General features: G+C 55.9%; 10 protein-coding genes and 1 pseudogene. 4 read left to right on the plus strand and 7 right to left on the minus strand.

Annotated features, from left to right (window positions below):
* Positions 1-12: 12 nt before the first annotated feature.
* The 5 genes from IDH45_RS31185 to IDH45_RS31205 all read right to left on the minus strand — a co-directional run bounded on the left by IDH45_RS31185 (position 13) and on the right by IDH45_RS31205 (position 10,321).
* The gene (locus IDH45_RS31185; RefSeq protein WP_190932066.1) at positions 13-654 is read right to left on the minus strand and encodes a hypothetical protein; all 642 of its coding nucleotides are present in this window, start codon (positions 652-654) and stop codon (positions 13-15) included.
* Positions 655-779: 125 nt separating this feature from the next.
* On the minus strand, positions 780-2,069 hold the full coding sequence (locus IDH45_RS31190; protein ID WP_190932067.1) for a vWA domain-containing protein: 1,290 nt from the start codon (positions 2,067-2,069) through the stop codon (positions 780-782).
* Between the two features lie 670 nt (positions 2,070-2,739).
* Positions 2,740-5,079: a hypothetical protein gene (locus IDH45_RS31195; RefSeq protein ID WP_190932068.1), complete on the minus strand. Its 2,340-nt coding sequence runs from the start codon at positions 5,077-5,079 to the stop codon at positions 2,740-2,742.
* Between the two features lie 36 nt (positions 5,080-5,115).
* Positions 5,116-8,505: a tubulin-like doman-containing protein gene (locus IDH45_RS31200; RefSeq protein WP_190932069.1), complete on the minus strand. Its 3,390-nt coding sequence runs from the start codon at positions 8,503-8,505 to the stop codon at positions 5,116-5,118.
* 31 nt (positions 8,506-8,536) lie between these two features.
* A complete protein-coding gene (locus IDH45_RS31205; RefSeq protein WP_397327118.1) occupies positions 8,537-10,321 on the minus strand; it encodes a vWA domain-containing protein in 1,785 nt (594 codons plus the stop codon).
* A gap of 286 nt (positions 10,322-10,607) precedes the next feature.
* Between IDH45_RS31205 and IDH45_RS31210 the strand changes: the two genes are divergently transcribed.
* From IDH45_RS31210 to IDH45_RS31220, 3 genes are read left to right on the plus strand one after another with little or no spacing between them, the layout of a single operon-like run.
* Positions 10,608-10,763, plus strand: a complete 156-nt coding sequence (locus tag IDH45_RS31210) for a hypothetical protein (protein WP_190932071.1) — start codon at positions 10,608-10,610, stop codon at positions 10,761-10,763.
* Complete coding sequence (locus IDH45_RS31215) at positions 10,753-11,694, plus strand: hypothetical protein (RefSeq protein WP_190932072.1); 942 nt, start codon at positions 10,753-10,755, stop codon at positions 11,692-11,694. Before IDH45_RS31210 ends, IDH45_RS31215 begins: the two co-directional genes overlap by 11 nt.
* A gap of 16 nt (positions 11,695-11,710) precedes the next feature.
* A complete protein-coding gene (locus IDH45_RS31220) occupies positions 11,711-13,456 on the plus strand; it encodes a hypothetical protein (protein WP_190932073.1) in 1,746 nt (581 codons plus the stop codon).
* Between the two features lie 257 nt (positions 13,457-13,713).
* Here IDH45_RS31220 and IDH45_RS31225 read toward each other — a convergent pair.
* A pseudogene (locus IDH45_RS31225) lies at positions 13,714-13,848 on the minus strand (DUF5412 family protein); the annotation flags it as partial.
* A 103-nt stretch (positions 13,849-13,951) separates the two neighbouring features.
* On the minus strand, positions 13,952-14,296 hold the full coding sequence (locus IDH45_RS31230) for a DUF4180 domain-containing protein (protein WP_397327119.1): 345 nt from the start codon (positions 14,294-14,296) through the stop codon (positions 13,952-13,954).
* Positions 14,297-14,519: 223 nt separating this feature from the next.
* Here IDH45_RS31230 and IDH45_RS31235 point away from each other — a divergent pair, with 223 nt between their 5' ends.
* On the plus strand, positions 14,520-15,338 hold the full coding sequence (locus IDH45_RS31235; protein WP_190932074.1) for a helix-turn-helix domain-containing protein: 819 nt from the start codon (positions 14,520-14,522) through the stop codon (positions 15,336-15,338).
* The last annotated feature ends 1 nt before the right edge of the window (position 15,339 follow it).

The raw sequence follows: 15,339 nt of genomic DNA on the forward strand, positions 1-15,339 counted from the left end.
TTCGTCCACTCCTTATTCCGGTATGAGTTCGAACAGCTCGCCGTACTTTTTACCGTCTGTAAAAAACAATTTGATCCGGCTGTTTTTCGGAATTTCGATGTCCGGCAGCACGTTTCGTCCCGGCTGAATATCGTCGATGAACGGATACACCGTTCCGTCCTCCGGATGTAGCGGCATCCTGCCTTCTTTCAGGACGTAACACAACGCTTCCTTCGGAACGGCAACCTCGCTCGTCAGCTCGATCCGGACCGGCTGGTATTTGCGAAACAGAGCCATGCCGGTTTTGATCGAATACCGGATTCTGGCTTTGGCGGCAGCGAACCGGATGAGGTTGTCCCCATCTTCCTGACGCAGCACGACGATGCCTTCCGGTTTGCGCACACACGGGTAGACGCGATACGCATAACGTCCGATTCCATCGAGGCGTCCGCGGTACCCCGCCTTCGCTTTGTATTCCTCGCGCGTATACAGCTTCATCGCAGCCGGCGGCCGCTGCTGCGGAGGTTGCTCCGCCTCGGCCGGGAACAGGTACACATAGACGAAGTCAATACCCGCCGGCCATTTCCACGTCAACACACTCTCGTTGCTGCCTTGTACCCGGTGACGCATCTCGGTGATCCGGCTTGTCCCGGACAGCTCGTCGCTCCATTGCATCCGCGCGTTCCTCCTTCTTGGAGAGATGACTTTATATATATCGCTTTTTAACTAAGTAGGTTCCTCAATACATGCTGCTTATCCATGGAGTACAGTGAGTTCAACTTGTATAGTCAGTCAGCTGTTTATCTGAACCTCTTATTCACGTTCCCTTGCTGCTGCCCGAAAGTGGTGGCTGTGTTTTTCCGGAAGCGGCTGAACGGGCCATTTCCCGATTCTTCGGCTCCCCGGCTCTCCTTGAACGGGATAAGCAGCGTAGCCAGCGACAGCACGGCGGCAAGCGTCAGATCGGCGGCAGCCCGTACGGCCCAGAAAGGGAAATCGCCGCTCTGCAGCCCTTGCTCGAGAATCAGCCCGGCCAACAGTCCGGCTAACGCCCCACCGGCGGAGAAGGAACGCGCCAGAAAGCGGTTATCGAATATAATGCCGAGCGACAAGCCGATCAGCAGTCCGATTACAGCCACGATGACGATCCGTTCTAATGCGTACAGGAGACTGCCCGCGGCCGGTCCGGTCCGTTCGCCGACCAGATGCCAGCTCTGATTCGCCCTGTAAATTTGCTCAAATACGTTCGTCAGCTTCTGGACGTCATCGACGCTGTGGTACTCGCCGCCCGTCCTCAATGCGATATTCCTTAACAGTTCGTTGCCCTGGACGTCCTGCGATTTGACGCCAACCGTATTCACGATGATCTGGTTGCTCGTATACGGATGAAGCGCCCGATTCAGATCGACGTCGCTGTAACCGTCCGAGATGAGGATCACCATGCTTCTGCGCTTATCGGTCTGATCGGCTTCGATCTGCTCCATCGCCATGGCCAGCGCTGCTTCGATATTCGTGCCGCCGATCGGCGGACCGTAGCTGTCCAGCTTGCCGATGACCGTATCCTTCGCGGCTTGGCTCGAGACGGACGTAAGCGGCTGAAGCAGCTCGGCCTGATCGCTGAACGTCAGTACGCCGACGCGTTTGCTCGGCTTCATCGTCTGTACAAGCTCTTTGGCTGCGCGGAAACTTTCACGGTTCGGATCGGTTTCCTTCATGCTCTCCGACACATCGATCGCGACGACAATATTTTGTGCGGGCTTGAAGCCGCCCAGATGCAGACCGTACACCAGTTGGAGCAAAGCGCCCGACACGAGCAGCAGCACTAGCGTCGCGGGAACGAGCAGCTTCCAGCCGTCCTTCGCATACCGCAGCCGCCAGCCTTTGCCGTTCAGCTTCGGAGACACCAGCTCGGCGATCAGGCACATAAGGCCGATCCACAGCGCCAGCTGGCCGAAATAAGCGCCCATCAGCAGCGCGTTTGGAATCCGGCCCTCCCACTCGGCGAGTATGACTTCTCCAACCGCGAATCCGGCCAGCCCGCCGATCAGACTGCATACGAGCAGCAGCACATTCACTTTCCGTTGGTACACCGTCCGACTCCCCCCTTTGGCGAAATTTCACAACCCTGGACCTCAAGCTAATTAGTGGACGTTTGCAAGATTCTTATTATGCGAAACCCCGAACACGTGCTAATTAGCGGACGTTGGCGACTCTTATTATCTCGAATCCCGGAACACAGGCCAATTAGCGGACGTTTGTAACTCCTATTTTCGCGCATCCCGGAACACGTGCCAATTAGCGGATGTTTGCGACTCTTATTTTCGCGATTTCTCGGAACACGCGCCATTTAGCGGATGTTTGCGACTCTTATTTTAGGCAAAATCCCCCTATCCGGCAGAAACACCCCACAATAAGAGCTGCTAAAGACTCGTATTCGGGAAGGACGAGTTATTTTACCTAAAATAAGAGTTGCTAGAGACTGTTATCTGCGCACTGGGCTTGGGCTTTGAGCTTTCGGCTCTTGCCTCTTGCCTCTTGCCTCTTGGCTCTTGGCTCTTGGCTCTTGGCTCTTGCCTCTTGGCTCCAGAACCCGGGGAGCAACCGGCGGCTGGCGGCTCTCCGCCGGGCATTCGCAGCACGGGCGACTGGACGCTATCTCCAGCGGGTATCGCCGCAAAAGCCGTCCGGCAAACCGGCCAGTCTCTTCAATCGGCCGGAACGTTCCCCCGCCAACAGCCACCCCCAGCCGCACAACCTGTTCTAGTCCAACTGCACGGCGTGGAACTGATACCCGTTCTCCCGGTAGCTGTCATAATACTTCCTGCCGTTCCGGAACACAAGCAGGTCCTCGATCCGGAAGCCGCCCATCAGTATCAGCTTCTCGATGCCGCTGTTGCGGTTCTCGTGCACGCAGCCCAGCTTGTGCGTCCGGCTGTCCCGGTCCACCTCGAACGCGTACCGGATAAACTCGCTGTCGGCATCGCCGAAAAAGTAATGCTCCTCGTACCGGTGCTTTTGCGTATAGTTGTATACGTCGAGATGAACGGCTGCCCGCTGCCTCAGCGTATCGTACAAATCTCGGAACAACTGCTCCTTGGACAGCACCTGATCCCGGTCGTCGAACCGGACGGTGACGTTCGCCCTGCGGATCAGCTCATCCTCGAACGACTCGCGGAACGGCTCGTACAGAAACACCTCTCTTCGGCACAGCTCGATCAGCCTCTCCAGGAAAGGCTCCGCGCCTTCCTTGAACTGGATCGCTTCCCCGCCGATATACCGGTCCTCGAACCAGAACTCGTCGCCGCGTTTGCCTTGCAAATCTTTGATAACGCCTTGGACGACCGAAGCGTAATATTCCGATATGTTGCGTCCGAGATAATCGTCGGCTTCCGATACGCTTTGCCGGCTAACCTCGCGGATCCGGTTTTCCAGCTCGTGAAGCTGCTCGATCCTCGGGCTTACCCGCTCATGCAGCCGGACCAGCACCGCCTCGTACCGTCTCAGCAGCGCCAGCTTCATTTCCAGATACAGCAGCTCCAGCCGCTCGCCGTAGACGTGTTCGAACAAGTAACGGCTAAAATGCTTAAGTGTGCTTTTCTTCATAAAAGGCACGCGGCGGAACGGCTGCATATCGACCGATTCCCCGAGGAGCGCCTCGAGCCTGTGCCGCCCTTCCTCCAGCTGCTTCGCCGTTTCCTTGACCGTCTGCCGCAGCTCCTGGTACACGACGGCCGCATCTTCCTTCTCGTTCGTCCAGGCATAGGCGGCGTATACGCCGAAACGCGGGTTGCCGATGATGTTCCGCTCGAGCGCTTCCCAGCCTTCCCGCTCCAGATCGAGCTGCTCCAGCTTCCGCTGCGCCCTATCCGCGAACTGCTCTCGGAAAAAATTCCCCGCATGCCGGCCGTACATGGCCTCTTCCGCTTCCGCAAGCGTCATCGACTTCACTTCGTCGAAGGAGACCGGCGAAGCCAGCAGCGCGTTCATCTCCTCGAGCTTGCCACGTTCCGGCATAAGCGTCTCCGTTCTCCGCTCGATCGAAGCGGAATCGGCCTGAAGCAGCTCTACGGCCGTCTTGCGGTCGATCTTGCTCCGCTCCTTCAGCAGCCCGGTAACCGATTGAGTCAGATGATGCAGCACCGTCAGCGCGATCGCCTTGTTCGGGCGCTTTACTTTGGAGAAGCCCGCCGTGGAGTAGACGCCGCCGCCCCCGCTGCCGGAACCGATATGCTGCTTGTAATGCTGATTGTTATACGTCTCCAGTCTGCGGTCCGTTTCAGCGGCCGTCTTCCGGTTTTTCAAGAGGCACAGGCTGCAAATGATTTCGTAGTTCGCCTCCATGCTGCCTTCGACGAAGAGACCTTGTTCGTTTTTGTCGCTGAGCAGATAAACGAGATCGAACAGCGGCGCCTCCTTGTGCTCAACCAGCAGCCGGATGCCGTCCTCCGTCACCTGCAGCGGCGCGCTGAAGCTGTAACGGCGGTCCTGAATCCGCTCCAGCTCCCGCATAAAAGCTACGCTAACCGAAGCGGAGTAAGCAAAATCCCCGTTCCCCTGCTTCTCCCGGATCAATCCGTGCAGATCGGTCTGGATTTGCTGGAACGACTCGCCAAGCACCGCCTTAAGCAGCAGCGCCACTTCCGGCAATACGACATTGCACGGATCGTCCGCCATCGTCACGACTGCGATATTCACCTGCTGGAATGAGGCGTAGACACGGCCGAACTCCGCTAGCCGGGTACCGAGCTGCCGGACGGTGCGGTTCAGCTCCGCCAGCTTAACCGAATCGTCGTGAAACCGGCGGTGAAGCTCCGGCCTGACCGTCTTGCGGTCCGCGATTGGGGCATCGAGACGGAAGCCGAACACATTGTCCCGCTCCAGCGTCTTCTCCGTATACAGATGCAAATAAACGACGCCTCTGCTGTTGCTCCACTTCGTTTCGTTCCACTCGTACACAGCGGTCAGCGCATCCAGACTCTTGTCTCCGATAAAGGCAAAGACGAGCGGGTGATGAATGCCTCGCTGTCCGTCGTTCTCATACGCCAGCTTGTCAGCCCGGGCGTCGAATTCGCCGGCGAATGCCCATAGTCTCTCCTTCACGCGCGCTACCTCCACTCGCTGTAAGTTGTGCCGCCGTTACTGCACCGTTCTCAGCATATCGCTCACTTTCGCCGCAACCTGCTTGTAGAACCGGTACATCTCTTCTCCGTTAGCGTAATCGCCCCGGTCGTAGTCAAGCGCCGACTTCGACTCCTGGTACGCGGCCGCCATTTCCTTCAGGGCTGCGACCAGTCCCGATATGTCGTCCGACGCCGTCATCTGCTCACTCCGTTTGGACGCCTTGCGCTGCAAGAGCGCCTGCCGCTTGGCATCAAGCCCCCGCATCTGCTCGAAGATGACGAACTCGTAAAACTTGTTCACTTTCATCAAATTGACGAACGGTTCCCACGTATCCTCATCCGCGTCGTGGTCGTAGACGTACTGGGCGCCCCGCTTCATAATCGTCTTCGTATACATCGCCTCGATAAACCGGTCCAGCAGCTTCTCCTCGTCCTGGTGCGAATTCAGCACCGTCTCCAGCTCGGCGATTTTGGCGCGGATCTGCTCGTACTTCGCCACTTCCTTGCGCAGACGCTCGATCATCTCCGGCGAACGGACCAGGTTTTCCTTGGCCATCTCCTCCGAGGTGCTGTTGAAGATGTCCTTCGTCTCCACGCGTTCGATTCCGTTTTGGAGCAGCTCCTTGAGTCCCGCGATGCATCGCTTCAGCTCGCCGAAGTTGATCTTCCCGCCTTCCAGCTGCATCGGGTACTGCGCGGTGTACGCCTGAATATCGAACGGTTTCGTCATGTAGCATTCGAACCGGCTGCTCGTATTGGCGGTGCCGGACTTCTCCGCGATGCAGCCGAACGATACCGCCTTGCCGAACAACGTCCGGACATCGTGGTTGTATGTTCGGACGCGGGAGTTGACATACACGTCTCCCCACGACTTCTCCGGGATTGGCGAAGGCAGATACGTCCAGTTCGTCTTCTCCGTCTGCACGAGGTGGCGTCCGACGCCTTCCGGCTCGAGAATCGTCTTCTCATAGCTTTCCTCCAGCACTTTCAGCGGGGAATAGGCGAACAGAGGAACGCCGTTTTTCGTATTCAGCCAGAAGATCCGGTTTTTGACCCGGCTTTCCTTGATCGTGAATTTCGTCTTGCCGAGCGCCAGCTCCTTGAAGCCGTTCACGCCCTTGAAAATGTTCGGAGCATCGGCCGGCACGGATACGAATCCACATTCCGGGAAATGGAAGCTGCCCGCGCTGTTGCTCAGGTGGAAGACGGGAATCGCCTCGTCGTCGAGCCGCTTGGCGATAATCCGCTCGATCACCTTCTCGATCGATTCATCCTGCCCGTACTTGATCGCCAGGAAATCTTCCATCGAACGGGTAATCAGCTCGCCGAACTGGTCGGTCAAAAATTCCGAGATCGAGCCGACGATGTCAATATCCTGCTCCCGGATCCACTGGTTCGTCTTGCGCAGCAGCTCGCCGGTGAAGTCGCGGATCAGATCGCCCGCATTTTTGTCGTCCATCATCCGTCCGATCAGCTTCTCGATGTCCGGCACGTTAACGACGTTCCAAAAGTACGTTTTATTGCCTTTGTGGTCGACCTGCTCGTCCCCGTTGATCAGGATGTCGCCGTTTTTCTCGAAGATCCGGTTGAGGGCGTTCAAGATTTCCGTAAAAATCGAATAAATCCGCGAGTTCTGGTCGTTCAGCAGGTTGTACAGATCCTCGTAAAACTCGATCATCTGCTCCATCCGCTCGCGGTCCGCGTACAGGAGATACTCCTGGATTTTCGCCTCGATGTAGGCGTCCTTCTTCTTGTCGCGCGAGATGAAGGCGCTCCGGGCGTCGCCCAGCTTCTGGCCGGCGCTCGTCTTGGCCGCCTCGACGTCCTGGGGAATCCGGTACACGTTCTCCTTCAGCGCCTCGATATACGAGCTGATCAGGTTCAGCAGGCTGTAGCCTTTATTCGAGAAAATGGCCCGCGACGCGTAAAACGGCCCTTGCTCCGGATTCAAAAACATCCGGTTGATCTGCTCGGTGAACCGTTCGAGGCACGCTCCGGGAAGCTGCTTCTTGGACTTGATATACTCTTCCCGCGCGCGGGACAGGAAGCTTTGCTCCAGCTCGGTATCGATGCTGACGACCTGCTGCTTAATGACGTTGTTGTAGCTCAGCCGCTCGCTGTTCTGGTAGCCGGGAATCGGCTCCGGCACCCGCTTGTTGAACTCCCGGTGCACGGAGTCCGGGTCGATCTCGAGCTTGCGCGCCAGCTTTTCCACGTCTTCCTGGGAAGGAGCGGCGTCGAACATGCCCTCCATCTTTTTAAACAGGCGGTAGGCGAGAAACGTCGTCATCTCCTCGATCGGCAGCACGGCCGACGAAGCCCCGATGACGTTGTACTGATAGTTGGCCGCATACTGCTTCGGCATCTGGGCGATGTTCGTATGAATGTTGCTCATATAGTCGTGAATGGCGAATTCTTCGCCCGATTGCTTCTCTTCGCTGGCCATAAAGGTCGTGATCTTCTCCGCCGTCACGTTCATGCAGTAATCGTAGCCGTTCTCGAGCAGCGTCCCTTCGAGATTGGTCGCCGAGATCAGATGCGCGAAGTTAAACGGTGCGACCGGAGAATTCACCGACAAAATGCTGCCGTACTGCTGCTTGAACCTTTCGTTGCGCTCGTTGACGTTCATCCAGTAGTCGAGCTCTTTGAGGGCGGCGTAGCCGTTTTTCTTGATGTACTCCCGCGTATGATCGGAGATGCTCTTGTTCGACAGGTTGACGTCCGGCATGAACAGATAGCCGAACATATTGATCTTGTCCACCCCGGAGTCGCCGTAGTCGCGCTCGATGAGCCCTCTCGTAATGTAGGCGATGTCGAGGAAGCAGCCGCTTCCAGTGCCGCCCGACAGCCCTGTCAGCAGGAAGACGATCAGTTTTTTGTTCGTGCCGACGGATAGCGCTTTGATTTTCTTCTCGATCGCCTGCACGACCTGGACGATCTTCGTAAACAGCAGCAGTCTTCCGGCTTGCCGGATGCCGGACGCTCCGTTGATGCCGTCGGTGATCAGCAGCTCCGGCGACAGCCAGTCCTTCACATGAGGCTCAAGCAGGCTCCGGTTCTGAAGCAGGCCGCCCACCTCGGGGTTGGACAGCAGCACGTATTCGGTCAGCGGGTCAAGCCCGATGCCGCGGTATTTTTTGTTCCGGTCGTGCTCGTTCGTCTCGAACGCGAGAAATTCGACGTTGTCCGGCTTGTCCTGCTTTTTCTTCGAGATCGGATCTTCCGGCAGCTTGAATCTGCGGTTGATCTGGTATTTCAAGCGGAGCAGCGCGTCGATGCCCGTCCCGCCGAGTCCGATGACCAGCATCGGGTTGTCGATCGTGTCGACCCGGATCTTGTCGCTGACGATCCCGCCGCCCTTGGATACGTCCAACTGCTCGATATGCTCTTTGACGACTGCCTTCATGGTAGGTTCCTCCTAATGGGTGTAATCCGAATTAATGAATATAGTCGAGCCAAATCGACTTATGAACGTTTTGCAGCGTAATTTTGATCCGGTCGTTGTTTTTGAGCTCCTTCGGCTTCGTGACGTCGAACGCTCTGCCCGACTTCTCGACCAGGCAATCCGTCTGACTTATTATAAACACCGAGTCGCTGCCCGGGGTAAATACGATTTTGTCCGTCTCCGCGAATTCGGGCGCGAGCTGAAGCAGTTGATGCAGCTTCACTTTGCCCTTGAAGGCGTTTAGCTTCCTGTATTGCGGACTGGAGCGCTCCCCCGTATCCTCGTCGATAATCTCGATGACCAACTGGCCGTAAAAGCCTTTGTTCGCCTGCTTCACCTTGCTCAAAATGAACAGGCCCAGCGCAAGCAGCACGATCAGGAGAACCGCTCCGCCGATCACCATAACCCATGGAAACGGCTTGGCCGGTTCGGCCGGCTCCACAGGAGTCGTAGGGGTCGGGGCCGGTTGCTGGCCCGATGCTCCTTTCGCGTTGATCGTTACCGGCGCGGTTTCCCGGAAAAAGCTCGAATCCTCTACACGCACTTTCGCTTCGTAGTTGTGCCTATCCGCGATCGTGAACGATCCCGTAAAATCTTTGCCGCTGTTCGTCAGCGGCACTTCTTTCGTCTGCTTCGTGTCCAGATCGGTGAGCTGCAGGACCGATTTCAAGTTTTTGTACAATTCCGCATCCGCCACCGGCTGCCCGTTCGACTGAAGCAGCGCGTTCACCTGGATCGAATCGCCTTTCTTCGCTGTCTGAGGCAGCCCGTTCACAACCAGCTCCAGATCGTAGTTGTAGACGAGATTGATGTTGATTTTGTCCTGGCTGACCCCTTTAATTTGCAGCTTCCAGTCGCCTAGCGCCGGTTTCAGCAGCTTCACGAGCGAGTAAGCGGCCGACTTGGAATAAACGACGCCGTCCGACGGCACCTTTCGCTCTTGCCCCGAAGGGTCGAACAGCTTCACCTCGACCGGCTTGCCCGACATGATCGAGATGTTCGCTTCCATCACATTGGCGTTCGGGATCGTGACGATAACGTCCTGATAATCGCCGTTTGCGGTAAAACCGGTGAGCGGCACGACTTTCAGCTTCAGATGGTTGGCGAATATTTCGCTTAAAATTTGCGGCAGCGTGTCCGCCGTGCTCGTAACGAACGACTTGCCTCCGGTTTCCTTCGAGATGCTCTCCAGCACGTCCTTGTTCAGCTGCCCGTCCGCGTTCAGACCGATCGTATAGATCGGGATGCCGAGATCCTTCGCATTTTTCACGGCGGCCTGAAGCTCCTGATCGGATTGCTGCTGCGTACGTTCCTTGTTCAAGGAGTTGTTTCCGTCCGAGAGCAGCACGATCAGCGGATGACGGCCGGGATCTTTGCCCCGCTCCAATATTTTGACCGCTTCGGCTACCCCGACGGCGATATCGGTATAAGGACCTCTCGACAGCTGATCGATAAACGATTTGAGCTCCTCTTTATCTTTGGCCGAGTTGATCGTAAGCGGCGCTTTTTCTCTCATGACCTGGTCGGTATACGAAAGCACCCCGATTTTGTCGCCGCTGATCGAGGCCATATCGACGAACAGCTTCATCGCTTCGTTGGCCACTTTGTTTCTGTCGCTGTCGTTCATCGAAGTGCTTGCGTCCATGGCGAGCACCGCGTCCATCTTCTGATCAGCGTCCGCCGCGTATACGGCTGCCGGGCTTGTCCCCAGGATCAGGAGAACGATGAGGATGGAGGCAAGGACCGACCCGATGCCGTGTTTGGTTAATTTGTTCACGATTCGCACCCCCGTGTAAGTCTTCGCTAGTTGCAGAGCTGGTTGTAAGGTTTTGAAACTCATTTCTACCTCTATAAATGTATCGCAATCATGGCGGTCCGGCAAAGAAGTGGTCAAACGTGCGGACAGATAGTACAATGAATGTGTGTCGAAATGGGTCGGAATGCTAGAATTTACAAGTTTATGATACCCTCTAGAAGCGACAATTTCCATCGTTTTCTGCCAATCCGATCCGCTTGCGGGCGGATAAACGCACAATTTGAAAGAATGGGAGAGTAGACCGACTATGCTGACTTACATCCTGTTGATCGCCGCAGCGATATACCTTCTAGTAAAATGGGCGTTTTATCACGCCTATAAGAAAAAAGCGATAACCCGCGAGCAGATCGATTCCTCCCTGATCAACCGATTGAAGATGGGGGACAGCGCCCATGCAGACTAAGCTCGCCGTCCAATTCCGCCCGAGCAGGAACACGTCCTGCGCCTTCGAGCGTTTAAAAACTTGCAAAAAGTGCGGAGCCTACTCGGTCCTGTTCGACGATCGCTGCAAGGAATGCGGGGCAACCGGGAAGTTCATCCCCGTCGCCCGCTATATCGCCTCCCTGAACCGGGTGCTGCCGATGGCGGAAGCATTCGGCGCGGTCGCTCTTGTGGCGCTGGCCGTCGTTCTGGCGAACGATTGGATGCAGATCGCCGCCGCCGGGATCGGAGGAGCCGCGTTCCTTGCCCTGCTCTTTCTTCTCCGCCAACGATACAAACCTTACGCCGACCTGTACCGGTTCCATGAGGTGCTCGTCGATCATACCCCGGCTATCCTCAAGGGAATCCGGGCCGACCTGCAGGAGGCCGACGGCGATATGAGCGCTAACCATCCGAAGGAGGCGTATGAGAAGCTCCGGGAGATCGGATATTTGTTAAACAACGAGTCCATCAAACAGCGTAAAATCGCCTGCCTGCGCCGCTTCTACATCCGTAAAGACATGGAGCTGGAGCTCGACCCGCTCGTCCCGAAAAAGTTCGATCCGGAATTCGTCCTGTACATGCGCGATGCGGTCAAAGTGAACAGGCAGCTGGTCCGGCACAGTGCGCTAGACTATGTCGTCGCCTTCCGTCCGCAAATCGAAGCGATGGAGGGCGGCCGGGAATTTCTCGTCTCGATGGCCGGCAGCGCTCTGCGCATGAAAAAATATGTACAGATGTACCCTCGCTTCATCATTGATTACTTAGACGAATTGCCAAGGGAAAGGTTTCATCGGTTATGCAAGCTCCTGGCGGATACGCCGGTCCAGCAGCGCAACGAGCTGTATGCGAAATGCAAAGAAACGGCCCAGACCCGTTACGCCGTCGATCCCGATTTCCAGGGAATGTTTTAGAAAGGAATAAGATGTTATGCAACTTACCCTATCCTATAGGAACGCCTTACGTCTGCGGGCAGCCGCATTCGTCCTCATGCTCGTTCTGCTCGGCGTTGCGGCCTGCAAGCTGTACAACGGCTACATGAAGGTGAAAGACTATGAGCGGGCGCTCCTGCTGTACGCAGAACAGGACTGGGTGCAGGCGGAATTATACGCAGCCAAAGTCGTGCAGAACCGGTGGATCAGCTACAAAGATACCGATATAACGCAAAAGGCGGACGAGTTGAAGCCCGTGACCGCCATCCGGCACGAGCTCAGCCAGTTGGCCGGTCGAATCCAAAGCGCGGATCGCAACGGCGAGCTTCAAGCGCTGCTTGGCGTATATGCCGAATACGGGGAGAGAAAAAAGGCGGCGCTTGCCGAGGTAGGTCTCATTGCCGAAAGCTTCGCGGAATTTGCCGCCGCGGACGACATCGAGGACAGGCTGGCGAATGCGCTGGCACGCGCCGCGGAGAAGGCGGAGAACGAGATCCGCACCGGGATCGCGGGCAAGACGTTTTCGGACGAGCCCGCCATCGCCCTGATGCTGCTGCCCGCGGATTTTTACGGCGGAGAACGGCAAAAAAACGAGAAGATCCGCACCCTGCTGACGCCCTACGATGCAGCCCGCCTCGACACATGGAACGCCCAGAAAGGACTCGCCGATTTATTCAACGAGGGCGGCCGGCTGAAGAAGCTGTACGAGCCATACGGCAGAAAGGCGGACTGGCTGCTTCCGAAAATCGAGCAGGTCGTGTTTGGCCGGCTGTCCGCCCAGCAGGCGGCTAAAGATTGGGCTACCTTTTTCCAGACGGCCAAGCAATTCGAAGCGGCCAAGGATTGGGCCGTATCCGGCTCCAAATCGTTAAAGCTGATTCAGGACAGCTACAAAAGTCAGCTTGCGGCCGCCGATCAGCTCGTTAGCGCCGGCAAATTTGCCGAGGCTGTGGCTCTGTACGAGACGCTCGGCACTTACCGCGATACGTCCGCAAAGCTGAAAGACGCCGAGCTCGCTTGGGCAACGGCCGATCCGAAGCATCTGCTGCAAAAGGCGCTGCCGGACGCCGCATTCTCGAGCGTCGTAACGGGCCAGTCCCAGTTCGGCGCGCTTGTATACGCCGCCGGGATTACTGCCGATAACAAGCTCGTGCTCGTCCGAATGAAGGGCGATAAAACCGTGGACACGCTGGAAGCGTCCCTGGACAAAAACACGAAGATCAAGGAGCTGCGAGCGGCGGAGAGCCCCGCCCAGCAAGGAGCGCAGGCACTCCTGCTGCAAGCGGCCTCGGCGGACCGCGCCTCCCGGTACATCGCCTACGACTACACGTCGTCCGGGCTGCGCAAGCTGTTCGATTTCGAAGCCGACGGCTACCAAGAGGAGCGCCCGGGCGTCCTGGCCGTCGACAACGATACCGGTAAAGGAGCGGGACGGATATCGCTGTACGAATACCGCAGCGGCCAATTCGCGTTCAGCCGGATCAAGCCCGACTTTACGGAGATTAACTTGGCCGAGCTGGGCAGCTACAAAAACGTGAAGGTTCGTTTCCGCTGCACCATCTCGGCAGTCGACAACGATAAAGCGTTCGTCGTGCAGGGCGGGCAAACGATCGTGCTCACCGGGATGAAGCTGAAGCCCGGTCAGGCGACGATTACCGGCATCTGGACGGGCAGCGAGAACATCAAGCGTGGAGAATGGACGGTCAGCGCGATGATCGTAGCCGTGTCGGAGGCCCAGCAGTAAATGCCGGAGCATCAATCGGACCGCCCCGCTCCCTTTGACTGTGTGATAGCGGAAGTTTCATTTCCTTTATTACTGAGAGTATACGCATAAATAAGGGATAGCGGAAGCTTTACTTCCGCTATCCCTCCCTACCTGACCTCATTCGGCCTCTTTTTCAAGAAATAACGGCAGTTTTTCTTCCGCTTTGCCCTACTTTGCAGCTGTACGAATCGATTAGAGGAAGTAAATCTTCCGCTGACGTTTCAGATCACCTGCTCCTAGCGCGGATGGGCGGCCCCGGCCGTTGAGCCTTTTTTCCGTCTCCAATCATACGTATCTGTTCTGACATCGAGCTTATGACCATTAATTGTAACGGTGTGGTCGTCTAAGCAAGTTACATTGGTTTGCTCTTCACGATAGCCCCATGAGTGACTCTATGAGAAAAAAAAGCAGCCGTAACGGCAGCCGTCGCTTGATATTTAACTATCTGATACAGTTCTCCATTTATAATGGCAATTAATTGTTACTATGAAGAGCGTGAAGTGCTTCCTGTTTATCTTTTAAAAAGAATACCTGTTTGCCATTGTTACACTCATAAATAAAATCCTTCAAGCTTTTGCTGTTATACTTATCGAAATCTCCAACAATAGCGAGCTTAACCTTGTAGTTCGCATATTTCTGCAGTACATCACCTGCAAGTCCGGTTTTTAGCTCGAAGAAATCTTCCGTTATGTTCGATTTGTTAATCAATATTTTATAGCATCCATTGTTGTTGTAACTAATAGAAGCCATTAAATCCAATGCATCTTGAACATCGTGTACGAACAAATATCGACACCCGGACCAGCGATAACGCGCCATACCTCGGTTTGATGTTTGCCACATAAAATGAACAATACACCCCCGGTCTTTGCCGGCAAGGGGGCAGGAAAGCAAGCTATCCTTTTCTGGGAAGAAAGCTCGCCAAAGCAAGGAGTCGATCCTTCCAAGCAATCCCAAACTTAGCATTGGAGAAGACAGCGTTTTGCTTTATAATGAAAGGGATTTCACTTTGCTGCACAACATGGACAGAGGAGGCGCGAAGATGGGAAAAACGATGCTCTCCGGCCTGCATCCGCGTGTGAAATTCAGCGTCTACTGGCTTGAGAAAGAACGTTTTTTGCTATATGAGGATACATACGACATTTGGGTCATGTTCGCGATCGAGTCGGGCTCGTTTTATTATGAGATCGGCGACCAAAAAGGCTCCGCGACATTCGGCGATCTGGTGCTTTGTCCACCGGGCGTCCCCTTTCGCCGGGTGATCAATACGCCCCTTACGTTCTACTACTTCGAATTGACCTGGCGTCCCGCGGACGGAGGGCCTCCCCATGATGAAAGCGTGCTGCCGACCGGAAAAATCAGCCTGTTTGACACAAGCCGTCTTACCCATAACTACAATTTGATGCGCAAGTGGCAATCTTGGCCTTCCGATATCAGCTTGCCGCAATACTCTCACTATTGTCTGGATATATGGCTGCTTTACTGCGAGGAGCTTGGCGAAGGCTTCATTCAGAGCATTTCGTCCAAAAGCAGCCACACCGACCCGCTGATGCAGGAAGCGCAGTTGCTGATTCAGCAGCATGCGTTCTCGCCATTGAACCTGAGGACGGTCGCGGCCGATCTCGGCATTTCGCCGGCGCAGCTGACCAAGCGGTTCAGCTCTTGCTACGGGATAACACCACTCCGTTACTTGACCTCGCTGCGTCTGGAAAAAGCGAAAACGCTGCTGCTCGAAACGCGTATGACGATCGACAGTATCTCCGAATGCTGCGGCTACCAAAATGGCTTTTACTTGAACCGCGTTTTTGTCAAAAATGAGAAAACAACCCCGTCGCAGTACCGAAAAGCGAGCCGCCTGTAAG

The sequence above is a fragment of the Paenibacillus oceani genome (assembly GCF_014705615.1).
Lineage (GTDB): Bacteria > Bacillota > Bacilli > Paenibacillales > NBRC-103111 > Paenibacillus_AB > Paenibacillus_AB oceani.